General features: G+C 52.9%; 16 protein-coding genes. 7 read left to right on the top strand and 9 right to left on the bottom strand.

Annotation, left to right across the window (positions count from 1 at the left end; translation table 11 throughout):
- Positions 1–26 precede the first annotated feature (26 nt).
- Genes NMD08_RS00880 through araD form a run of 4 tightly spaced genes read left to right on the top strand, consistent with a single transcriptional unit; the run spans position 27 to position 3,733 of the window.
- Complete coding sequence (locus NMD08_RS00880; protein ID WP_370619361.1) at positions 27–1,529, top strand: FGGY-family carbohydrate kinase; 1,503 nt, start codon at positions 27–29, stop codon at positions 1,527–1,529.
- Complete coding sequence (gene ulaD, locus NMD08_RS00875; protein ID WP_370620231.1) at positions 1,529–2,191, top strand: 3-keto-L-gulonate-6-phosphate decarboxylase UlaD; 663 nt, start codon at positions 1,529–1,531, stop codon at positions 2,189–2,191. Before NMD08_RS00880 ends, ulaD begins: the two co-directional genes overlap by 1 nt.
- Positions 2,184–3,044, top strand: a complete 861-nt coding sequence (locus NMD08_RS00870; protein WP_187253857.1) for an L-ribulose-5-phosphate 3-epimerase — start codon at positions 2,184–2,186, stop codon at positions 3,042–3,044. Before ulaD ends, NMD08_RS00870 begins: the two co-directional genes overlap by 8 nt.
- Positions 3,038–3,733 carry an L-ribulose-5-phosphate 4-epimerase gene (gene araD / locus NMD08_RS00865; protein WP_151223994.1) on the top strand — a complete coding sequence of 232 codons (696 nt, stop codon included), beginning with the start codon at positions 3,038–3,040 and terminating at the stop codon, positions 3,731–3,733. The genes NMD08_RS00870 and araD overlap by 7 nt, the downstream gene beginning before the upstream one ends.
- A 4-nt stretch (positions 3,734–3,737) precedes the next feature.
- Here the strand turns inward: araD and NMD08_RS00860 are convergent, their stop codons facing one another.
- Positions 3,738–4,553: a helix-turn-helix domain-containing protein gene (locus NMD08_RS00860; protein ID WP_187253858.1), complete on the bottom strand. Its 816-nt coding sequence runs from the start codon at positions 4,551–4,553 to the stop codon at positions 3,738–3,740.
- A gap of 252 nt (positions 4,554–4,805) precedes the next feature.
- Here NMD08_RS00860 and NMD08_RS00855 point away from each other — a divergent pair, with 252 nt between their 5' ends.
- Together NMD08_RS00855 and NMD08_RS00850 are read left to right on the top strand one after the other, a co-directional pair.
- Positions 4,806–6,206, top strand: a complete 1,401-nt coding sequence (locus NMD08_RS00855; RefSeq protein WP_370619359.1) for an MFS transporter — start codon at positions 4,806–4,808, stop codon at positions 6,204–6,206.
- Positions 6,207–6,216: 10 nt separating this feature from the next.
- Positions 6,217–8,172, top strand: coding sequence for a glycoside hydrolase family 127 protein (locus NMD08_RS00850; RefSeq protein WP_370619357.1), 1,956 nt, complete (start codon positions 6,217–6,219; stop codon positions 8,170–8,172).
- A 92-nt stretch (positions 8,173–8,264) separates the two neighbouring features.
- On the opposite strand, the gene NMD08_RS00845 is transcribed toward NMD08_RS00850, so the two are convergent.
- On the bottom strand, positions 8,265–9,005 hold the full coding sequence (locus NMD08_RS00845; protein WP_151216970.1) for a MipA/OmpV family protein: 741 nt from the start codon (positions 9,003–9,005) through the stop codon (positions 8,265–8,267).
- Positions 9,006–9,126: 121 nt separating this feature from the next.
- On the opposite strand from NMD08_RS00845, the gene NMD08_RS00840 reads away from it, so the two are divergent.
- Positions 9,127–10,080: a LysR family transcriptional regulator gene (locus NMD08_RS00840; RefSeq protein WP_151216971.1), complete on the top strand. Its 954-nt coding sequence runs from the start codon at positions 9,127–9,129 to the stop codon at positions 10,078–10,080.
- A 16-nt stretch (positions 10,081–10,096) separates the two neighbouring features.
- On the opposite strand, the gene NMD08_RS00835 is transcribed toward NMD08_RS00840, so the two are convergent.
- The 7 genes from NMD08_RS00835 to NMD08_RS00805 form a co-directional block, all read right to left on the bottom strand.
- A complete protein-coding gene (locus NMD08_RS00835) occupies positions 10,097–11,233 on the bottom strand; it encodes an HlyD family secretion protein (RefSeq protein WP_151216973.1) in 1,137 nt (378 codons plus the stop codon).
- 5 nt (positions 11,234–11,238) lie between these two features.
- A complete protein-coding gene (locus tag NMD08_RS00830; RefSeq protein WP_187253861.1) occupies positions 11,239–11,562 on the bottom strand; it encodes a DUF3302 domain-containing protein in 324 nt (107 codons plus the stop codon).
- A 184-nt stretch (positions 11,563–11,746) separates the two neighbouring features.
- Positions 11,747–13,285: an aldehyde dehydrogenase AldB gene (gene aldB, locus NMD08_RS00825; protein ID WP_151216974.1), complete on the bottom strand. Its 1,539-nt coding sequence runs from the start codon at positions 13,283–13,285 to the stop codon at positions 11,747–11,749.
- Between the two features lie 92 nt (positions 13,286–13,377).
- A complete protein-coding gene (gene yiaY / locus NMD08_RS00820) occupies positions 13,378–14,529 on the bottom strand; it encodes an L-threonine dehydrogenase (protein ID WP_187259807.1) in 1,152 nt (383 codons plus the stop codon).
- A 188-nt stretch (positions 14,530–14,717) separates the two neighbouring features.
- Positions 14,718–16,562 (bottom strand): selenocysteine-specific translation elongation factor, encoded by a 1,845-nt coding sequence (gene selB / locus NMD08_RS00815; RefSeq protein WP_151216978.1) that lies wholly within the window; start codon positions 16,560–16,562, stop codon positions 14,718–14,720.
- On the bottom strand, positions 16,559–17,950 hold the full coding sequence (selA, locus tag NMD08_RS00810; RefSeq protein WP_370619355.1) for an L-seryl-tRNA(Sec) selenium transferase: 1,392 nt from the start codon (positions 17,948–17,950) through the stop codon (positions 16,559–16,561). Before selA ends, selB begins: the two co-directional genes overlap by 4 nt.
- Positions 17,951–18,049: 99 nt before the next feature.
- Positions 18,050–18,658 (bottom strand): glutathione S-transferase, encoded by a 609-nt coding sequence (locus tag NMD08_RS00805; RefSeq protein WP_075145483.1) that lies wholly within the window; start codon positions 18,656–18,658, stop codon positions 18,050–18,052.
- Positions 18,659–18,784 lie beyond the last annotated feature (126 nt).

The following is an 18,784-nucleotide window of genomic DNA, read 5'->3' as shown; positions in this document are numbered from 1 at the left end:
CCATCCGGCAAAAATGAGATAACAAGATGAGTGAGAAAAAGACCTTCTGGCTGGGTATTGATTGTGGCGGTACGTATCTGAAAGCCGGGTTGTATGACGCCAAAGGTCATGAGCATGGCATTAATCGGCAATCGTTACAGACCGCATCGCCATTGCCCGGTTACGCCGAACGCGATATGCACCAGTTGTGGCAACAGTGTGTAGCTACGATCGCCGGGCTGTTAGCGCGCACCGGCGTCTGCGGAGATCAAATCAAAGGTATCGGTATTTCCGCTCAGGGCAAAGGCCTGTTCCTCCTCGATAAGCAGGATAAACCGCTGGGCAATGCCATCCTCTCTTCCGACCGCCGGGCGATGGAAATCGTCCAGCGCTGGCAGCAGGATGGAATTCCCGAGCAGCTCTACCCGATCACCCGCCAGACGTTATGGACCGGGCATCCGGCATCATTGCTGCGCTGGGTGAAAGAGAATCACCCCCACCGTTACGCGCAAATTGGCTGCGTCATGATGGGCCATGACTATCTGCGCTGGTGCTTAACCGGCGTCAAAGGCTGCGAAGAGAGCAATATTTCCGAGTCGAACCTCTACAACATGACTTCGGGTCAGTACGACTCGCGCCTGACCCAGTGGCTGGGCATCAGCGAGATCGACAATGCACTACCGCCGATTGTCGGCTCAGCAGAAATATGCGGGGAAATCACCGCTCAGACAGCCGCCCTAACCGGTCTGGCGGCGGGCACGCCCGTCGTCGGCGGACTGTTTGATGTGGTTTCCACCGCACTCTGCGCCGGTATCGAAGATGAATACACCCTCAACGCAGTGATGGGAACCTGGGCCGTCACCAGCGGGATCGCCCACGGCCTGCGCGACCACGAAGCTCATCCCTACGTTTATGGCCGCTATGTCAATGACGGGCAGTACATCGTTCACGAAGCCAGCCCGACCTCTTCCGGCAATCTGGAATGGTTTACCGCCCAGTGGGGCGAACTCTCTTTTGCTGAGATCAATCAGGCCGTTGCCAGTTTACCGAAAGCCGGTAGCGAGCTGTTCTTTCTCCCATTTTTGTACGGCAGCAACGCCGGGCTGGAGATGACCAGCGGCTTTTATGGCATGCAGGCGATACACACTCGCGCCCACTTATTGCAGGCCATCTACGAAGGCGTGGTTTTCAGCCACATGACCCACCTCAATCGCATGCGCGAACGCTTTACGAAGGCGCATACCCTGCGCGTCACCGGCGGTCCGGCGCACTCCGACATCTGGATGCAGATGCTGGCAGACGTCAGCGGTTTACGTATCGAATTGCCGCAGATTGAAGAGACCGGCTGCTTTGGCGCTGCGCTCGCCGCCCGCGTCGGCACCGGCGTTTATTCCAACTTCAGCGACGCCCAGCGCAGCCTGGAGCACCCGGTGCGCACGCTGTTGCCGGACGCCGCCGCACAGGCGAGCTACCAGCGTAAATACCGCCAATATCTGGATTTAATTACCGCACTACAGGGCTACCACGCCCGCATTAAGGAGCACGAATGATGAGTCGACCATTACTGCAACTGGCGCTCGACCACACCAGCCTTGAAGTCGCACAACGCGACGTCGCGCTGCTAAAAGAGAGCGTCGATATCGTTGAGGCGGGGACGATTCTCTGCTTAACCGAAGGGCTGAGCGCCGTGAAAGCCCTGCGCGCCCAGTGCCCGAATAAAATCATCGTCGCCGACTGGAAAGTGGCCGATGCGGGCGAAACCCTCGCGCTCCAAGCCTTTGGAGCAGGTGCAAACTGGATGACCATCATCTGTGCCGCGCCGCTGGCGACGGTAGAGAAAGGTCATGACGTCGCGCAGTCCTGCGGCGGTGAAATTCAGATGGAGCTGTTCGGCAACTGGACGCTGGATGATGCCCGCGACTGGTATCGCGTTGGCGTTCGCCAGGCGATTTACCATCGCGGACGCGATGCTCAGGCCAGCGGACAACAGTGGGGAGAAGCAGACCTGGCACGCATGAAGGCGCTTTCTGATATCGGTCTGGAACTGTCGATTACTGGTGGGATCACGCCCGCCGATCTGCCGTTGTTCCGCGACATTAACGTCAAAGCCTTTATCGCCGGGCGCGCGCTGGCGGGGGCGCAAAACCCAGCGCAGGTTGCTGGCGAATTCCATGCGCAAATCGAGACCATCTGGGGAACACTGCATGCGTAACCATCCATTAGGTATCTATGAAAAAGCACTGGCCAAAGACCTTTCCTGGCCGGAACGGCTGGTGCTGGCGAAAAGCTGCGGTTTTGATTTCGTCGAGATGTCGGTGGATGAAACCGACGAACGCCTGGCGCGTCTCGACTGGAGTCCAGCTCAGCGCGCCTCGCTGGTTAGCGCGATGCTGGAAACCGGCGTGGCGATCCCGTCAATGTGCCTGTCAGCCCACCGTCGTTTTCCCTTTGGCAGCCGCGATGAAGCCATGCGTGAGCGGGCGCGAGAAATTATGAGCAAAGCCATTCGCCTGGCGCGCGATTTAGGCATTCGCACCATTCAACTGGCAGGCTACGACGTCTATTACGAAGAACATGACGCAGGCACGCAGCAGCGCTTTGCCGAAGGACTGGCATGGGCAGTGGAGCAGGCTGCCGCTGCGCAGGTGATGCTGGCGGTAGAAATCATGGATACCGCATTTATGAACTCGATCAGCAAGTGGAAAAAGTGGGATGAAATGCTGTCATCGCCGTGGTTCACCGTCTATCCAGACGTGGGCAACCTCAGCGCCTGGGGGAACGACGTCACTGCTGAATTGACGCTGGGCATTGACCGCATCGCTGCTATCCACCTGAAAGACACGCTGCCGGTAACCGAAACGCATCCGGGCCAGTTTCGCGATGTACCGTTTGGCGAAGGGTGCGTGGACTTTGTTGGTATCTTCAAAACGTTGCATCAACTGAACTATCGCGGGTCGTTTCTGATTGAAATGTGGACTGAAAAAGCGAAAGAGCCGGTACTGGAAATTATCCAGGCACGGCGCTGGATAGAAGCACGCATGCAGGAAGGAGGATTTCAATGTTAAAACAACTGAAAGCCGAGGTGCTGGCGGCAAACCTGGCGCTTCCGGCTCATGGCTTAGTTACCTTTACCTGGGGCAACGTCAGCGCAGTGGATGAAACACGTAAACTGATGGTGATTAAGCCATCCGGCGTGGAATATGACGTGATGACCGCCGACGACATGGTGGTGGTGGATATTGCCAGCGGCAACGTGGTGGAAGGCAACAAAAAACCGTCGTCCGACACGCCAACCCATCTGGCGCTGTATCGTCGTTATCCACAGATCGGCGGGATCGTCCATACCCATTCTCGCCACGCGACGATCTGGTCGCAGGCGGGTCTGGATCTCCCGGCATGGGGCACCACGCATGCCGATTATTTCTATGGTTCTATTCCGTGTACCCGTCTGATGACCGCTGAAGAGATCAACGGCGAATATGAATATCAAACCGGAGAGGTGATCATTCAGACCTTCGAGCAACGCGATCTCAATCCGCTGCAGGTTCCGGCGGTATTGGTGCACTCCCACGGACCGTTCGCCTGGGGTAAAGACGCGGCAGACGCGGTGCATAACGCCGTGGTGCTCGAAGAGTGCGCATACATGGGGTTGTTCTCTCGCCAGTTAGCCCCGCAGTTGCCGGATATGCAGTCTGAGTTGCTGGATAAACATTATCTGCGCAAACACGGGGCAAATGCGTATTACGGGCAATAACGGGTCAGGCGCTATTGATATGTTCTTTGCAATAGCGCCGTTTCCACGCCGCGGGCGTCAGGCTGGTGTGTTTGCGGAAGATTTTGCGAAAATAGCCCACGTCATTAAACCCACATTTCATTGCCACTTCAGTAAGCGATAGCGAGTCACTGATCAGCAGTTTTTCTGCCGCCCTCACCCGCTGGCGATGCAACGCTTCGGTTAACGTCAGACGAAAAGCGCCACGAAAAACGCGCCCCAGATAGTCCGCATTGCAATGCAGTTCTTTCGCCAACGTTGAGGCGGAAATCGGCAGGTGAAACCGGGTGTGAATAATTTGCTGTGCTTTCCAGGCCAGGGCATTCCCGGGGCTGTCGACGGGTTGCTCGCTGGCGGCTGCGGATATTTGCTGCAAAATCAGCAGTAGAATCAGTTCCAGCGCCATGCTGCGATGAATATTTTCCTGTTCACGTAAGAACTGGCGAAACAACGAAATAATATATTGTGGCTCACCCACCCGGGAATGCTGAGGTATAGCAAGTAACGATCCTGCTATTGATGCTTCATTTTCTGCTGTGACCTCAAAGTGCAACCAGTAAAATTTCAAATCAGCCGGAAATTGCCCAACGCCAATATGCGATCGCTGTGGCCACAGCAGCAAACTTTCTCCGGCATTCACGCAAAAAACTGTCTGGCCTTCGCGAATCGTTAATGTCCCTTTTTCAACAAAGATAATTTCCCAGGATTGCAATCGTCGCGCAGGATGACTGCCCACGCCCCGGGAAATAAATAGCCCACCATTTTGCACTTTAATCGGAAGAGACATGGATAATTCGAGCATATATATTCAAATTCCCGCTTTTTACATTATTTAAACTGCTATTTATCATTGATTATTCACGATAAATTAGCTTTCCGCTGGATCGAAATCACATTTTTATAATGAAGTCGGAATTGTCATCTTTTTATACTTTTCTCTTCCCTTGTTGACCCAAACATTTCGTGCAGAATAAATAACGTATTTTGCAAATTACAAACAAATAACCCGCAACGTAGCGGGAAACTTTCTGAACATCCTCTCCGGGAGTTATTTATGACTTCGGCTCCGATTACAACATCTGATTTGGCACAGCGTGCCCAGGACGACAAATTATCCCTGCGTGAAAAAATTGGTTATGGGCTAGGCGATGCTGGCGGGACGGTAATTACCTGCCTGATCATGAACTTCCTGACATTTTTCTACACCGATGTCTTCGGGTTAACGCCTGCGCTGGTCGGCACATTATTTATTGCCCTGCGTATATTTGACGCCATTTCCGATCCCGTCATGGGCGTGCTGGCCGACCGTACGCAAAGCCGCTGGGGGCGCTTTCGCCCGTGGCAACTGTGGGTTGCGATTCCGATTGGTATTATTGGCGTACTGACTTTTACCGTCCCGGACGCCAGCATGGGCGTCAAAATCGCCTGGGCGTTCGGCACCTATCTGCTACTCTCCGTCAGCTATACCGCCATCAACGTGCCGTACTGTGCGCTGATCAATACGATGACGACTCGCCACAATGAAGTGATCGCCTGCCAGTCCTGGCGCTTCGTGCTGTGCGGTGTAGCGGGATTCCTGGTCTCTGTTGGCCTGCCGTGGATGGTGGATGTCCTGGGTCAGGGCAATGCCGCGCAGGGTTATCAGTTTGGCGTGGGCATCCTGTGTGCCATTGCGGTGGTGATGTTCCTGTGCTGCTTCTTCTGGGTGCGCGAGCGTGTGCCGCTGGCAATGATGGGAAAATTTACCCTGCGTGAGCACATTGGCGGACTGCGCAAAAACGATCAGCTATTGTTGATGTTGGTAATGTCTTTCCTGCTGATCAACGTCTTTAATATTCGCGGCGGCGGGTACATGTATTTTATTACCTACGTGCTGGAAGGCAGCACCGCCTATACGTCGCTGTTTTTCACCATGGTCACCTTCGCGTCCATCATCGGGTCAGTGATCGTCAGCCCCCTGACCCGCCGCATTGATACCGTCAAACTCTATTACTACACCAACCTGGTGCTGACGGCCCTGGCGATACTGATGTGGTTCCTGCCAACCGGCCCGGCTCATCAGACACTGTGGCTGGCAGTCATCCTCGGTAACGGCATTATTTTAGGCTTCACGCTGCCGCTGCACTTCTCACTGATGGCCTTCGCCGACGATTACGGCGAGTGGAAAACCGGCGTGCGTTCCTCCGGCATGAATTTCGCCTTCAATCTGTTTTTCATCAAGCTGGCCTGGGCCTCAAGTGCAGGGATCATCAGCCTGCTATTTATTTTTGTCGCCTATCAGCCAGGCGCCGGTAACCAAACCGCCAGTTCGCTGCAAGGGATTACCGCAATGGAAACGCTGCTGCCCGCGCTGTTCCACCTGCTGCTGGCGCTGTCAATCCGCATCTGCAAACTCAGTAACCCGATGATGTCGCGCATTGCCACCGATCTGCGTCAGCGTCATGTACAGCCTTAAGGAGCACGAAATGAACGTACTGGAAGTCGACCTGCATAAGCTCACAGTCAGCGATCCGTTCCTCGGACAATATCAGCAGTTGGTGCGCGACGTGGTGATCCCCTATCAGTGGGATGCGCTCAATGACCGCATTGCAGAGGCGGAACCCAGCCATGCGATAGAGAATTTCCGTATCGCCGCAGGTCTGCAGGATGGTGAGTTTTACGGGATGGTTTTTCAGGATAGCGACGTGGCGAAATGGCTGGAGGCCGTTGCCTGGTCGCTGTGTCAGAAACCCGATGCGGAACTTGAGAAAACGGCCGATGAAGTCATTGAACTGGTGGCCGCAGCGCAGTGTGAAGATGGCTATCTCAATACTTACTTCACGGTGAAAGCCCCGAATGAACGCTGGACCAACCTCGCCGAATGTCATGAGCTGTACTGTGCCGGTCATTTAATTGAAGCGGGTGTCGCGTTCTTCCAGGCAACGGGAAAGCGCCGTCTGTTAGAGGTGGTGTGTCGCCTGGCGGATCACATCGACAGCGTGTTTGGACTCGGGGAGAATCAACTGCACGGCTACCCCGGACACCCGGAAATCGAGCTGGCGCTGATGCGCTTGTACGAAGTGACCCAGCAACCTCGCTATATGGCGCTGGTAAATTACTTTGTTGAACAGCGCGGCACACAGCCTCATTTCTATGACGAAGAGTACGAGAAACGCGGCCAAACCTCTTACTGGCACACCTACGGCCCGGCGTGGATGGTGAAAGATAAGCCCTATAGCCAGGCACACCAACCGATTTCAGAGCAGCAAAAGGCTATTGGTCACGCGGTACGCTTTGTCTACCTGATGACCGGCGTGGCGCATCTGGCACGCTTAAGTCAGGACGAAGGCAAGCGCCAGGATTGCTTGCGTCTGTGGAAAAACATGGCCCAGCGCCAGTTGTACATTACCGGCGGGATCGGCTCGCAAAGCAGTGGCGAAGCGTTTAGCGGCGATTACGATCTGCCTAACGACTCAGTGTACGCAGAAAGCTGCGCCTCAATAGGCCTGATGATGTTCGCCCGGAGAATGCTGGAAATGGAGGCCGACAGTCAGTATGCCGACGTGATGGAACGCGCCCTGTATAATACGGTGCTGGGAGGTATGGCGCTCGACGGCAAGCATTTCTTCTACGTTAATCCGCTGGAAGTACACCCTAAATCATTAAAATTCAATCATATTTATGACCACGTGAAGCCCGTTCGCCAGCGCTGGTTCGGCTGCGCCTGCTGTCCACCGAATATCGCCCGCGTGTTAACCTCAATTGGTCATTACCTCTACACGCCACGTCAGGATGCGCTGTATATCAATATGTACGTGGGCAATAGCATGGAGGTCCCTGTTGCAAATGGCTCGCTTAAGCTACGTATTAGCGGGGATTACCCATGGCATGAACAGGTAAAAATCGCCATCGAATCACCGCAATCGGTGTATCACACCCTCGCTCTGCGCCTGCCAGACTGGTGCTCCGCACCGCAGGTTTTGTTGAATGGTCAGCCGGTTGCGCAGGATATTCGCAAAGGCTATTTGCACATCAGCCGAACCTGGCAGGAAGGCGATACGCTCAGTTTGACCCTGCCGATGCCGGTACGTCGGGTGTACGGAAATCCACTGATGCGCCATGTGGCAGGGAAGGTCGCCATTCAACGTGGGCCGCTGGTGTATTGCCTGGAGCAGGCCGACAACGGTGAGGAGCTACATAATTTGTGGCTGCCGAAAGAGAGTGAATTCCGGGTATTCGAAGGTAAAGGTTTGTTCAGCCATAAGATGTTAATTCAGGCTGAAGGTGTGAAGCAAAGTAGTGCCAACGCCTCACAGCAATCCTTGTGGCACTACGATGTTTCACCGGCTTTGCGTCAGGCGCATACGCTGACGTTTATTCCGTGGTTTAGCTGGGCGAATCGTGGTGAAGGCGAAATGCGTATTTGGGTGAATGAGCTGTAATTGAAAACGTGCCGGATAATGACGCTTCGCGCTTTATCCGGCCTGGCGCACTGAAAAGATTGCCCTCCTCCCTGAGGACAAACGGGTGAGAATCAGAAACGCCAGGTTAACCCGGTCAGGAATGTGAAGCTGTCGTCACGATCAACCATCGGGCTATTTTTGATGTCATCCGGCAACGCACTGTAGTTGGCGCTGGCCAGCAGCGTCAGGTTGCTGGTCAAAGCGTATTTCGCGGTCAGTGCAACATACGGTGTCCAGCTGTCGCCAGGGGAGTAGCTTGATAACCCACTACGGCGGGATTCATTGCCAGAGATACCGTAATAATATTGGTTGAAGTTTTCGTCATAGTAGAGCACGCCAATCGCCGGCGTCAGCGTCAGCTTGCCCATCGGCATCTGGCGGAACAGAGATAATTCCCCGACCCAACCGTTGCTGTTATCCAGCACATCCGCTGCGGCGGAGACTTTCACGCTGCCCCATCTTTCATGGTGATACCATGCTGCACCTGCCATCGCGGTAGCGTCACGCTTATCCAGCATTTTCATCGCATGGTCGTCGTTATCGCCTGGATCAAACTCAAGCGGCATATATGAGGCAGTAATACTAAATTCATTACTTTCGTTTTTTGAAAGAATATAACCTAACGTTGTTTGCCTAAAATAAAAGGATTCACTTTCATAACTGGCAAGCGGTGCAACGTGAACATTATCATTATATCCACGATAAGGTGATTCATTATATACAGCGCCACCGCCAAGAGAAAATTCTGCGGCTGATGCACTCGCCATAAAAGAAAAAGCAATTAGCGCCACAACATTGCGTTTAATTAACATGCCAACTTTCCATTTTAAAATAAGCTACAAAGCGCGTGCATAATAATGCTTACAATTTCATCGATGCAACATTCATATTTATATAGTAATATATAAAATCATATATATATTGGGCTTTGCGATGAATAAATTACAACTCAAACACCGGGAATTGAAGATTATCTCGGTAATCGCTGCCAGTGAGAACATCAGCCACGCAGCGACCATCCTCGGCATTGCGCAAGCCAACGTCAGCAAATATCTTGCTGATTTTGAATCAAAAGTAGGGTTAAAAGTTTTCGACAGAACCACCCGACAACTCACCCTTACTCCGTTTGGCAAGGCACTGCTTCCCTACATCAACGACATGCTGGACAGAACCGAACAGCTGAATAATTTCATTGCTGATTATAAGCATGAAAAAAGCGGGCGAGTCACAGTTTATGCGCCAACTGGGATAATTTCTTACTTATCACAAAAAGTTATTGCAGAAATAAAAAACATTGGCGGTATTTCTCTTACACTAAAAACATGTAATCTGGAACGTAAAGCATTTTATGAAGGCGTTGATTTTCCGGATGATTGTGATGTTTTAATTACCTACGCTCGTCCAAAAGATGAGTCATTGGTTGCGAGTTTCATAACGAAATATGCAGTGATGGCTTTTGCCAGTCCGGAGTATCTCAGAAACCATCCTATTAACTGCCCCGAAGACCTTGAACACCACTCCTGTATCTTGATTGATTCAATGATGATTGACGATGCAAATATTTGGCGATTCACCACTCTCGAAAGTAAGGAGATGCGCGACTATCGTGTGACAGGGAATTACGTTTGCGATAATACGCAGTCCGCACTGGCACTGGCACGTAACCATCTTGGTATTGTTTTTGCGCCAAATACCAGCGTACAGCAAGATATTGAAGCCGGACTGCTGGTTCCGTGCTTCACTGAACAATATGAATGGTGGCTGGATCTGGTGGCGATTTTCCGCAAACGCGAATACCAGCCCTGGCGAGTACAGTTTATTCTTGATGAGATGTTGGGGGAAATTCGCCGGCAGCTTACTCAGTCGCAGAAACAGCAGACTGAGTAAGCAAAATAGCCTGATTTTAATGATCGAGATACAGGTAATGCACCCAACTGGTCATGCGCAACAAGACCTTGCGCATGACTGACACATGTTCGAAGTGGTCTGAATAAACGGCGACCTGCGCGTAAATCCCATCAGGTAACTCGCTAACCTCCGCATTATCATTCAGCTCAATCGTGGCAATCACACCTTCCGAACCAGGCGTGGAATTTAAAGATTGCAGCGCCCCGTTCGACTGGTATGTGCCGCCCGGCACTGCCGGACTAATCGCAGCCAGTTTACCGCGAAATACCTTACCCGGCAGCGCGTTAAACACCACTTCAGCTTCATCACCTGGTTCCAGACGCAGCAGCGAGTTTTGACGGAACTGGGCGATAATTTGCCGTTTTTGATCCGGGATAAACACCATCACCGGACGCATCGGTAACGCAGCGGCATAGGTTCCGGGACGCATCAGCACCTGCGTAACGTAACCATCGCTGGGCGCACGAACCACGGTTTGATCCAGATTGAATTCCGCCTCAGCCAGTTGTGCCTTCAGGCTGGCAATTTGCGAATTCTCACCCATTATCAGGCTGTCTAACTGGCTTTGTATTTGCTGCTGCTCTGCGACAGAGGATTTCACCGACGCTTCCTGCGCCAGATAGTTTTGCCGCGCCGCATCGATATCGCGTTCAGAAAAAGGATTCACCTTCGCCTGACTCCCCTGCACATAACGCTGGTAATCTTTCGCCAGCTTGTCACGGGTAGCCTTAGCCCGCTGCGTGTTGGCTTTCATTTCGTCCAACTGCGCCACCAGCGCCTGCTCTTTATGTTGTGCTGTAACAATATCGGCTTTCAGGCGATCAACCCGTGCCTGATAACGCCCCGGATTAAGCTTGAACAGAACTTCGCCTTTTTTAATCAGCGTATTCTTCTTATCCGTCACTTCTGTTACTACACCCGTTACCTGCGGCACTACGGGAATAGAAATTACCGCCTTTTGCGCCTTATAGGTATACGGATGGTTATAATTCATCAGTAGTATCAGTCCACAAACAATGAATATACCGCCCAATACCGCAGTGGGCACGGTCCATTTGTTGACAGGAATTTTAAATATTTTAAATATTGACCACGCACACGCCACATAGGTCAAAACGATCAGTAAATCCATCGATATTACTCCGCCGGAGAGGTCTTAACCTCACCCAGTTTCTTTTCCAGATCAGCTACCCGTTCCTGCAGTTGAATAAGGGAAGAATCAGCGCTCTGCATCCCCCAGCCTCGCTCCGGGCGATACAGTGTTGCCCAGATCCACAAAAAAGGCCAAATAACATGTAAGGTGAACAAACTCACCCAGCCCGCAACATGTATTGCGTCGGCATGAGGATGGTTACGTTTTTTTGCAATCAGGTAGGGAATATCATGCAGAATAATAACCCCATAAAAAATGACCAGGAATACAAAAACAAGCACTCCTAATGCAAAATAATCAAGAAACATATTTGCCTCAGAGATTGAAATAACAAATAAGAATTCTATTTAGATTAACAAATAGATTGAATGATAGTAGATGAGTATGTATATGAAGTGCAATTATCTTATTTATATAACGACATATGGGTTTATATATAACTGAAGAATAAAGATATGCCCGGCGCAAAACCGGGCAATAAGTGATGAGAAATTAAAACAGCCCCAGCGGTTTATCCGAGTAGCTCACCAGCAGGCACTTGGTTTGCTGATAATGCTCAAGCATCATCTTATGCGTCTCGCGTCCGATGCCCGATTGCTTATAGCCGCCGAACGCCGCATGTGCCGGGTAAGCGTGGTAGCAGTTGGTCCATACACGCCCCGCCTGAATCCCACGGCCCATCTTGTACGCCAAATTACCGTTACGGCTCCAGACGCCAGCGCCTAGCCCATATTGAGTGTCATTGGCGATTTCCAGCGCCTCTTCCATGGTTTTGAAGGTCGTGACGGCCAGCACCGGTCCGAAGATCTCTTCCTGGAAAACTCGCATGTTGTTCTTGCCAAACAGAATGGTCGGTTCGAGGTAGTAACCCTCTTTTAACTCGCCATCGAGGAGCTTGCGCCGCCCACCGGTGAGAACATCTGCCCCTTCTTTCTTACCAATGTCGATGTAATTCAGTATGGTTTCCAGTTGACCATGCGACACCTGCGCACCCATCTGCGTCACACTGTCTAACGGATTACCGCTACGAATACTCTCCACGCGGCGAATGGCTCTTTCCATAAAACGTTCGTAAATGGATTCCTGTACCAGCGCACGGCTTGGACAGGTACACACTTCGCCCTGGTTGAAGGCAAACAGCGCAAAACCTTCCAGCGCTTTGTCAAAAAACGCATCTTCTTCATCCATCACGTCAGCGAAGAAGATGTTGGGTGATTTCCCACCCAGCTCCAGCGTCACAGGGATAATGTTCTGCGTGGCGTACTGCATGATCTGCTGCCCAACTTCCGTTGAACCGGTAAACGCCACTTTCGCAATGCGTTTAGACGTCGCCAGATACTCACCAATTTCCCCACCCGCGCCGTTTACCACGTTCACCACGCCAGGTGGGAGCAGATCGCCGATAACGTCCATCAGCAGCAGTACGGACAGTGGCGTCAGGCGGGCAGGTTTAAGCACTACGCAGTTACCCGCTGCCAGCGCAGGCGCCATCTTCCAACTGGCCATCAGCAAGGGGAAGTTCCACGGAATAATTTGTCCTACCACACCGAGAGGTTCATGGAAGTGATAAGCCACGGTCTCGCTATCAACTTCGCTTATTCCCCCTTCCTGCGCACGAATACAGGAAGCGAAATAGCGGAAATGATCAATCGCCAGCGGCACGTCTGCCGCGCTGGTTTCACGGATGGGTTTACCGTTATCCCAGGTTTCTGCCGTCGCCAACAGTTCCAGGTTTTGCTCCATACGGTCGGCGATTTTGAACAGAATCGCCGCCCTGTCCTGCACGGATGTTTGCGCCCACTTGTCTTTTACTTTGTGCGCGGCATCCAGTGCCAGATCGATATCCTTTTTGCCGGAAGAGGCCACTTCGCACAGTAATTGCCCGGTTACCGGCGTCAGGTTTTGGTAATACTCGCCGTCCACAGGGGCGACCCAGTCACCACCGATAAAGTTATCGTATCGGGCTTTTAACTTCAGAGGGTAACCATACTCGCCGGGATAAATACGCGTTGAAGGGGGGTTGTTGGTCATGACCGTCTCCTTGCTGTAGGGGTACTACAAGGGTAGACGGAGCTGGCGAATTATTCGCCAGCCATTTACTGCTTTACGACAGGTATCACGAATTACATGGCAGCGCGATAAATCGCCATGATTTCTTCATGAGTCGCCTGAATCGGGTTAGTGAAGCCGCAGGCATCTTTCAGGGCATTGGTCGCCAGTACGGCAATATCCTCTTCCTTCACGTTCAGCTCACGCAAACCAGCCGGAATATTCACTTTCTGCGCCAGTTCGCGGATCGCCGTAATGCAGGCTTCTGCCCCTTGCTCTGCGCTCAAACCAGCAACGTTCACGCCCATTGCCCCTGCGCAATCGCGCAGGCGAGCGGCAGCTACTTTGCTGTTGAAGACCTGCACATGTGGCAGCAACACAGCATTACATACGCCGTGCGGCAGATCGTAGAAGCCACCCAACTGGTGCGCCATAGCGTGTACGTAACCCAGAGAGGCATTGTTAAAGGCCATGCCCGCGAGAAACTGCGCGTAAGCCATGGCTTCACGCGCCTGAGCATTGCTGCCCTCTTCAACGGCGACCGGCAGGTTTTGTGTAATCATGGTGACCGCTTTCAGCGCACACGCATCGGTAATTGGCGTGGCGGCAATTGACACGTAGGCTTCGATAGCGTGGGTCAACGCATCCATACCGGTAGCCGCCGTCAGAGACTTCGGCATTCCGACCATCAGCGAGGAGTCATTAACCGACAGCAGCGGCGTAACGTGCTTATCGACAATCGCCATTTTAATGTGGCGTACTTCATCCGTAATGATACAGAAACGGGTCATTTCTGATGCCGTGCCCGCGGTGGTGTTAATGGCGATCATCGGCAACTGCGGTTTTGCAGAACGGTCTACACCTTCGTAATCGCGAATATCGCCGCCGTTAGCGGCCACCAGAGCGATACCTTTCGCACAATCGTGCGGAGAACCGCCGCCGAGAGAAATAACGCTATCACATTCGTTTTCTGTCAACATTTGCAGGCCAGCGGCAACGTTGCTGGTCGTGGGATTAGGATGCGTACCGTCGTAAATTACGCTGAAAATATCACGTTCCTGTAATGCCTTTTGAATCTCGCCAGCCATACCTAATTTCGTCAGCATGGCATCCGTGACAATCAGCGTACGGCGAAAACCATATTCCGCCATTGTATTCATTGCGTCTTTTAATGAATCAGCGCCAATTACATTCACGGAAGGAATAAAAAATGTTGAAGCAGCCATTGTACGATCCTTAATTACTCTAAAGAGTCAGGAAGCATACGAGTGAAATATCCAACAAAATATGATCGTGGTTGTTATTTTAATAACACCCACAATTAAAAAGCACATTAGGTTCATAATCTAATGTGCTTATTTCTTTCAATATCTATTTTGTATTAATTCATTTAATTCCTGAATTAATTGTTTCATTACTTTTCAGGGAACAGTAATGCATCGCGTAATAAATGATCATTTCCCCGACGACGCGTAAAACCAATGCGGTCAAAATATTCCAGAATCTGAATAGCCAATTTTCGTCCAACGTTAAGCCTGTCGCGGAAATCGGCAGCACAGGTCGATCCTTTCTCCTGATCCAGCTCGCGGATCATATTGGCAAAAGCCACAATCCGATCGTTACGGTAATAGCGATCTTTAACGATCGCGGTGATGATGCCTTGCTGCGCCGCTTGCCGTAACGCCATACGCATTATCTGCTCATCCGTACCGGTCTGTTTTGCCAGATCGCGTACCCACCATGGCTCATCACCAAAAAGTGATTCTACTTTTTGCCAGATAGCCTGCTGCTCATCGCTAAAACCGGCCTTATGATCGGGCAAATGCAGCCAGCCATGATGACTATGGATGACGCCGCTCTCACGCATCTTTTCAATCAGCAGCAGCACCAGTGCTTCGTCTTCCATTGGTAAAGCCATCCGGCGCAGGCGTTCGCGCCCAGGTCCTGGCTCATCACGGTGCTGGTCGTGGTAAGTCGCCAGCGTATCGAGGATTTTGCGCTGCCAGCGTGCGGCAACGGTGGCATCCAACAGACTGTATCCCGCCTGAATAAAGCCATGCTGCTCAATCAACGGACGCATGCCGTTACCGTTGAGCTGACGCGCCCATGCGAAGTCGGGAATATTCACCGCTCCACGCGTCAGATGTAGAGCCAGGGCGTCACCGTCACTTTGCGACTTCTCCAGCGCCGCCAGCCATTGTAAATACTCCGGCTTACGCTTCCCGCGACGCGGCGGATTGAGCGTTACCACGCGGGCGCCAGCCAGCGTCGTGCGGGCCGAAATATCGCGCAGCACCAGACGATCGTTATCGGCGAGCCAGAGCGGCGTATCAAACACCAGTTCCGCCAGCGTCCCTTCAAGCAGCGAGATTCTCCCGGTAACGTGGCTGGCAGCGTGGTGAATATGCAGAGGTTGCCACTGCATCAGCGGTGCCGCATGTTCTAAAGAGACAATCACGCGGGTAAACGCCTCTGGCGGCGCATCAGAAAGCAGCCAGTCGCCGCGGTTAAGTTCTTCTTTTTGCGCATCACCGGCAATATTCAGCGCAATACGTTGCCCCGCCTGTGCGCGATCGGTGGCGTGATTTTGCGCATGCAGACTACGTACGCGCATCGGTTTGTTGACGCCGGTGAGCCACAACGTGTCACCGACATTCACTTCACCGCTAAGCGCCGTCCCGGTCACCACCAGCCCCGCACCTTTGACCGTAAAGGCACGGTCAATCGCCAGGCGAAAGCTGCGATCGCAGGCATGCTCACGCGACGTCAATTGCAGCAAATGATCGCGTAGTTCTTCGATTCCACGGCCTTCACTGGCGGCCGTCACAAACAGAACCGCATCCGCGAAGCCATAGTTCTCAAGTGTGGTGTGCACCTCGGCACGCACCGCCTTGATGCGAGCTTCATCCACGCGATCGGCCTTGGTGAGCGCCACGGTGATCTGAGGATTGCCCGTCAACTGCAGAATTTGCAAATGCTCACGCGTTTGCGCCATCACGCCGTCATCACACGCCACCACCAGCAGCGCATGGTCGATGCCGCCAACACCCGCCAGCATGTTAGACAGAAACTTTTCGTGTCCGGGCACATCGATAAATCCCAGTATCCGCCCGTCCGGCTGCGGCCAGTAGGCATAGCCGAGATCGATGGTCATGCCGCGTTTTTTTTCTTCCGGCAGACGGTCGGCGTTCACGCCGGTAATCGCCTGTAATAACGTTGTTTTTCCGTGGTCAACGTGTCCGGCGGTTGCAATAATCATTTCAGCATCATCTCCATAAACCGGGTCTCGTCTTCAAGGCAGCGCAGATCCAGCCACATACGGCCATCATAAATTCGGCCAATGATCGGCACGGGCACCGCACGCCAGCGGGCGGCCAGTGCGTCGAGGCGGCTACCGCGCCCGTCATGAGGGGTAAAGGTTAATGCTGCGCTGGGCAGCCTATCAACCGGTAGCGAGCCGCTGCCAATTTGCGACAGGCAAGGCATGACGTTCAAGGCAAATTCATCGCCGTAATGCTCAGCAAGCCGCGCCTGTAATTGTTGTGCCTGCGCGTGGACAGCCTCCTGCGAGCGAGTGAGTTGGCGTAACGTCGGCAACTTCTGCGCCAGCGCTTCCGGGTGCAGGTAGAGCCGCAGCGTCGCTTCCAGCGCTGCCAGCGTCATTTTATCAGCCCGTAATGCGCGTTTCAGCGGATGACTCTGTAAACGAGCGATCATCTCTTTTTTACCGACGATAATCCCGGCCTGCGGCCCGCCCAGCAGTTTATCCCCAGAGAAGCTCACCAGACTCACTCCAGCGGCAATCAGCTGTTGCGGCATCGGTTCCTGTGGCAATCCATACTGGCTGAGATCGACCAGCGAGCCGCTGCCGAGATCCGCCACTACCGGCACATCCAGTTCCTGACCAATGGCGGCCAGCTCAGCCTCATCCACCGACTTCGTAAAGCCTTCTATGCTGTAATTACTGGTATGGACTTTCATCAGCAGACCGGTGTTTTCATTCACCGCCTGACGGTAATCTTTCTCATGGGTCCGGTTGGTAGTACCGACTTCGCGCAGAACACATCCGGCCTGACACATCACATCCGGAATACGAAACGCGCCGCCAATTTCCACCAGCTCACCGCGCGAAACGACCACCTCTTTACCGTTAGCCGTGGCGGCCAGCATCAGTAAAACCGCTGCCGCATTGTTATTGACGATACAGGCATCCTCCGCCCCCGTCAGACGGCAGAGTAGATCCGCCAGCGCCCGATCCCGATGTCCACGTCCGGCATCATCCAGGCTATATTCCAGCGTCACCGGCGTGCGCATTGCTTGCACCACCGCCTCGATCGCATCTTCGGCCTGCGACGCGCGCCCAAGATTGGTATGCAGCACCGTTCCAGTGAGATTAATCACCGGACGCAACGCGCTTCGCGATTCTCGTTCCAGACGGGCGCTGGCTTCTTGCGCCCAGTCCTCACACCATGCCGGGAGCGCATGCGTGTCGCGAATCGCTTCTCGGGCTTCGTCGAGCATATGACGCAGCAGGTCAACCACCCGGGTATGACCGTGAGACTCACGTAAGGCTGGGAAGGCGCTATCGCGCAATAAACGATCGATAGCGGGAAGCTGGCTGTAGAGTGAACGCATGTCGGTTGTCATGAAAGGGCCTGGCTGTTGGTGGCCCTCTCCACCGTGGAGAGGGCTATCGATATAGGGAGGATTGTACCGTGACTTTGCTCAGGCGGACATACATGCACATCAAGCCTTTGGCGGTTCTGTGCGGGCAAAACTTTCGCGTTGAAAGAGCGTTTCCACCAGTTTGACCAGACGCGGGCGGTCCACACACCAGCCGGGTGCGACCCGACGGAAATTGAGATAACCGACGGCACAAGCAATCGCGATGGTAGCCAGGTTAACCGTATCCGTTTTCAGCGTACCGTCCGCCAGATAGCCTTCCAGCATATCCAGACTACGGGTAATTTTCTCTCGCTGGCGTAACAGTTCGGTTTCTGACTGCTGCGCGGCGGGGCGAGCCTGCTCGCGTACCGAGACTAATCCCGCATCCATAATACCGTCGGCCAGCGCTTCCAGTTGACGAACTTTGAGTGCCGCTAACGGTTCACGCGGCAGCATGGCTGGCGCAATATCCAGCAGCTCTATGTATTCTGCAATGATCGGAGAGTCAAACCAGTACTCACCCTCATCGGTGACTAACGCGGGCACTTTTCCTAGCGGGTTATAACGCGCCACGCCGCTATCCGCGTTATAAGGAAGTTCATTCACAAATTCGAAGGTGATACCCTTTTCCAGTAACAGAATAGAAATTTTACGCACAAAAGGGCTGGTATAGCTGCCAATGAGTTTCATGCCGGGTCCTTTTTGCCAACAAAAATATCAGTATGGCTCAGGTCGCCGTAAATGGCAGGTGATGACTTACATTCTTACTGTTTTACTTATGACCTAAACGTTTTCTGAATTTAAGCTGCTTTTTAT

Source organism: Citrobacter meridianamericanus (genome assembly GCF_041320245.1).
GTDB classification, from domain to species: Bacteria; Pseudomonadota; Gammaproteobacteria; order Enterobacterales; family Enterobacteriaceae; genus Citrobacter; species Citrobacter meridianamericanus.
Note: the sequence above shows the minus strand (reverse complement) of the source record. Positions and strands in the feature narration are given on the sequence as shown.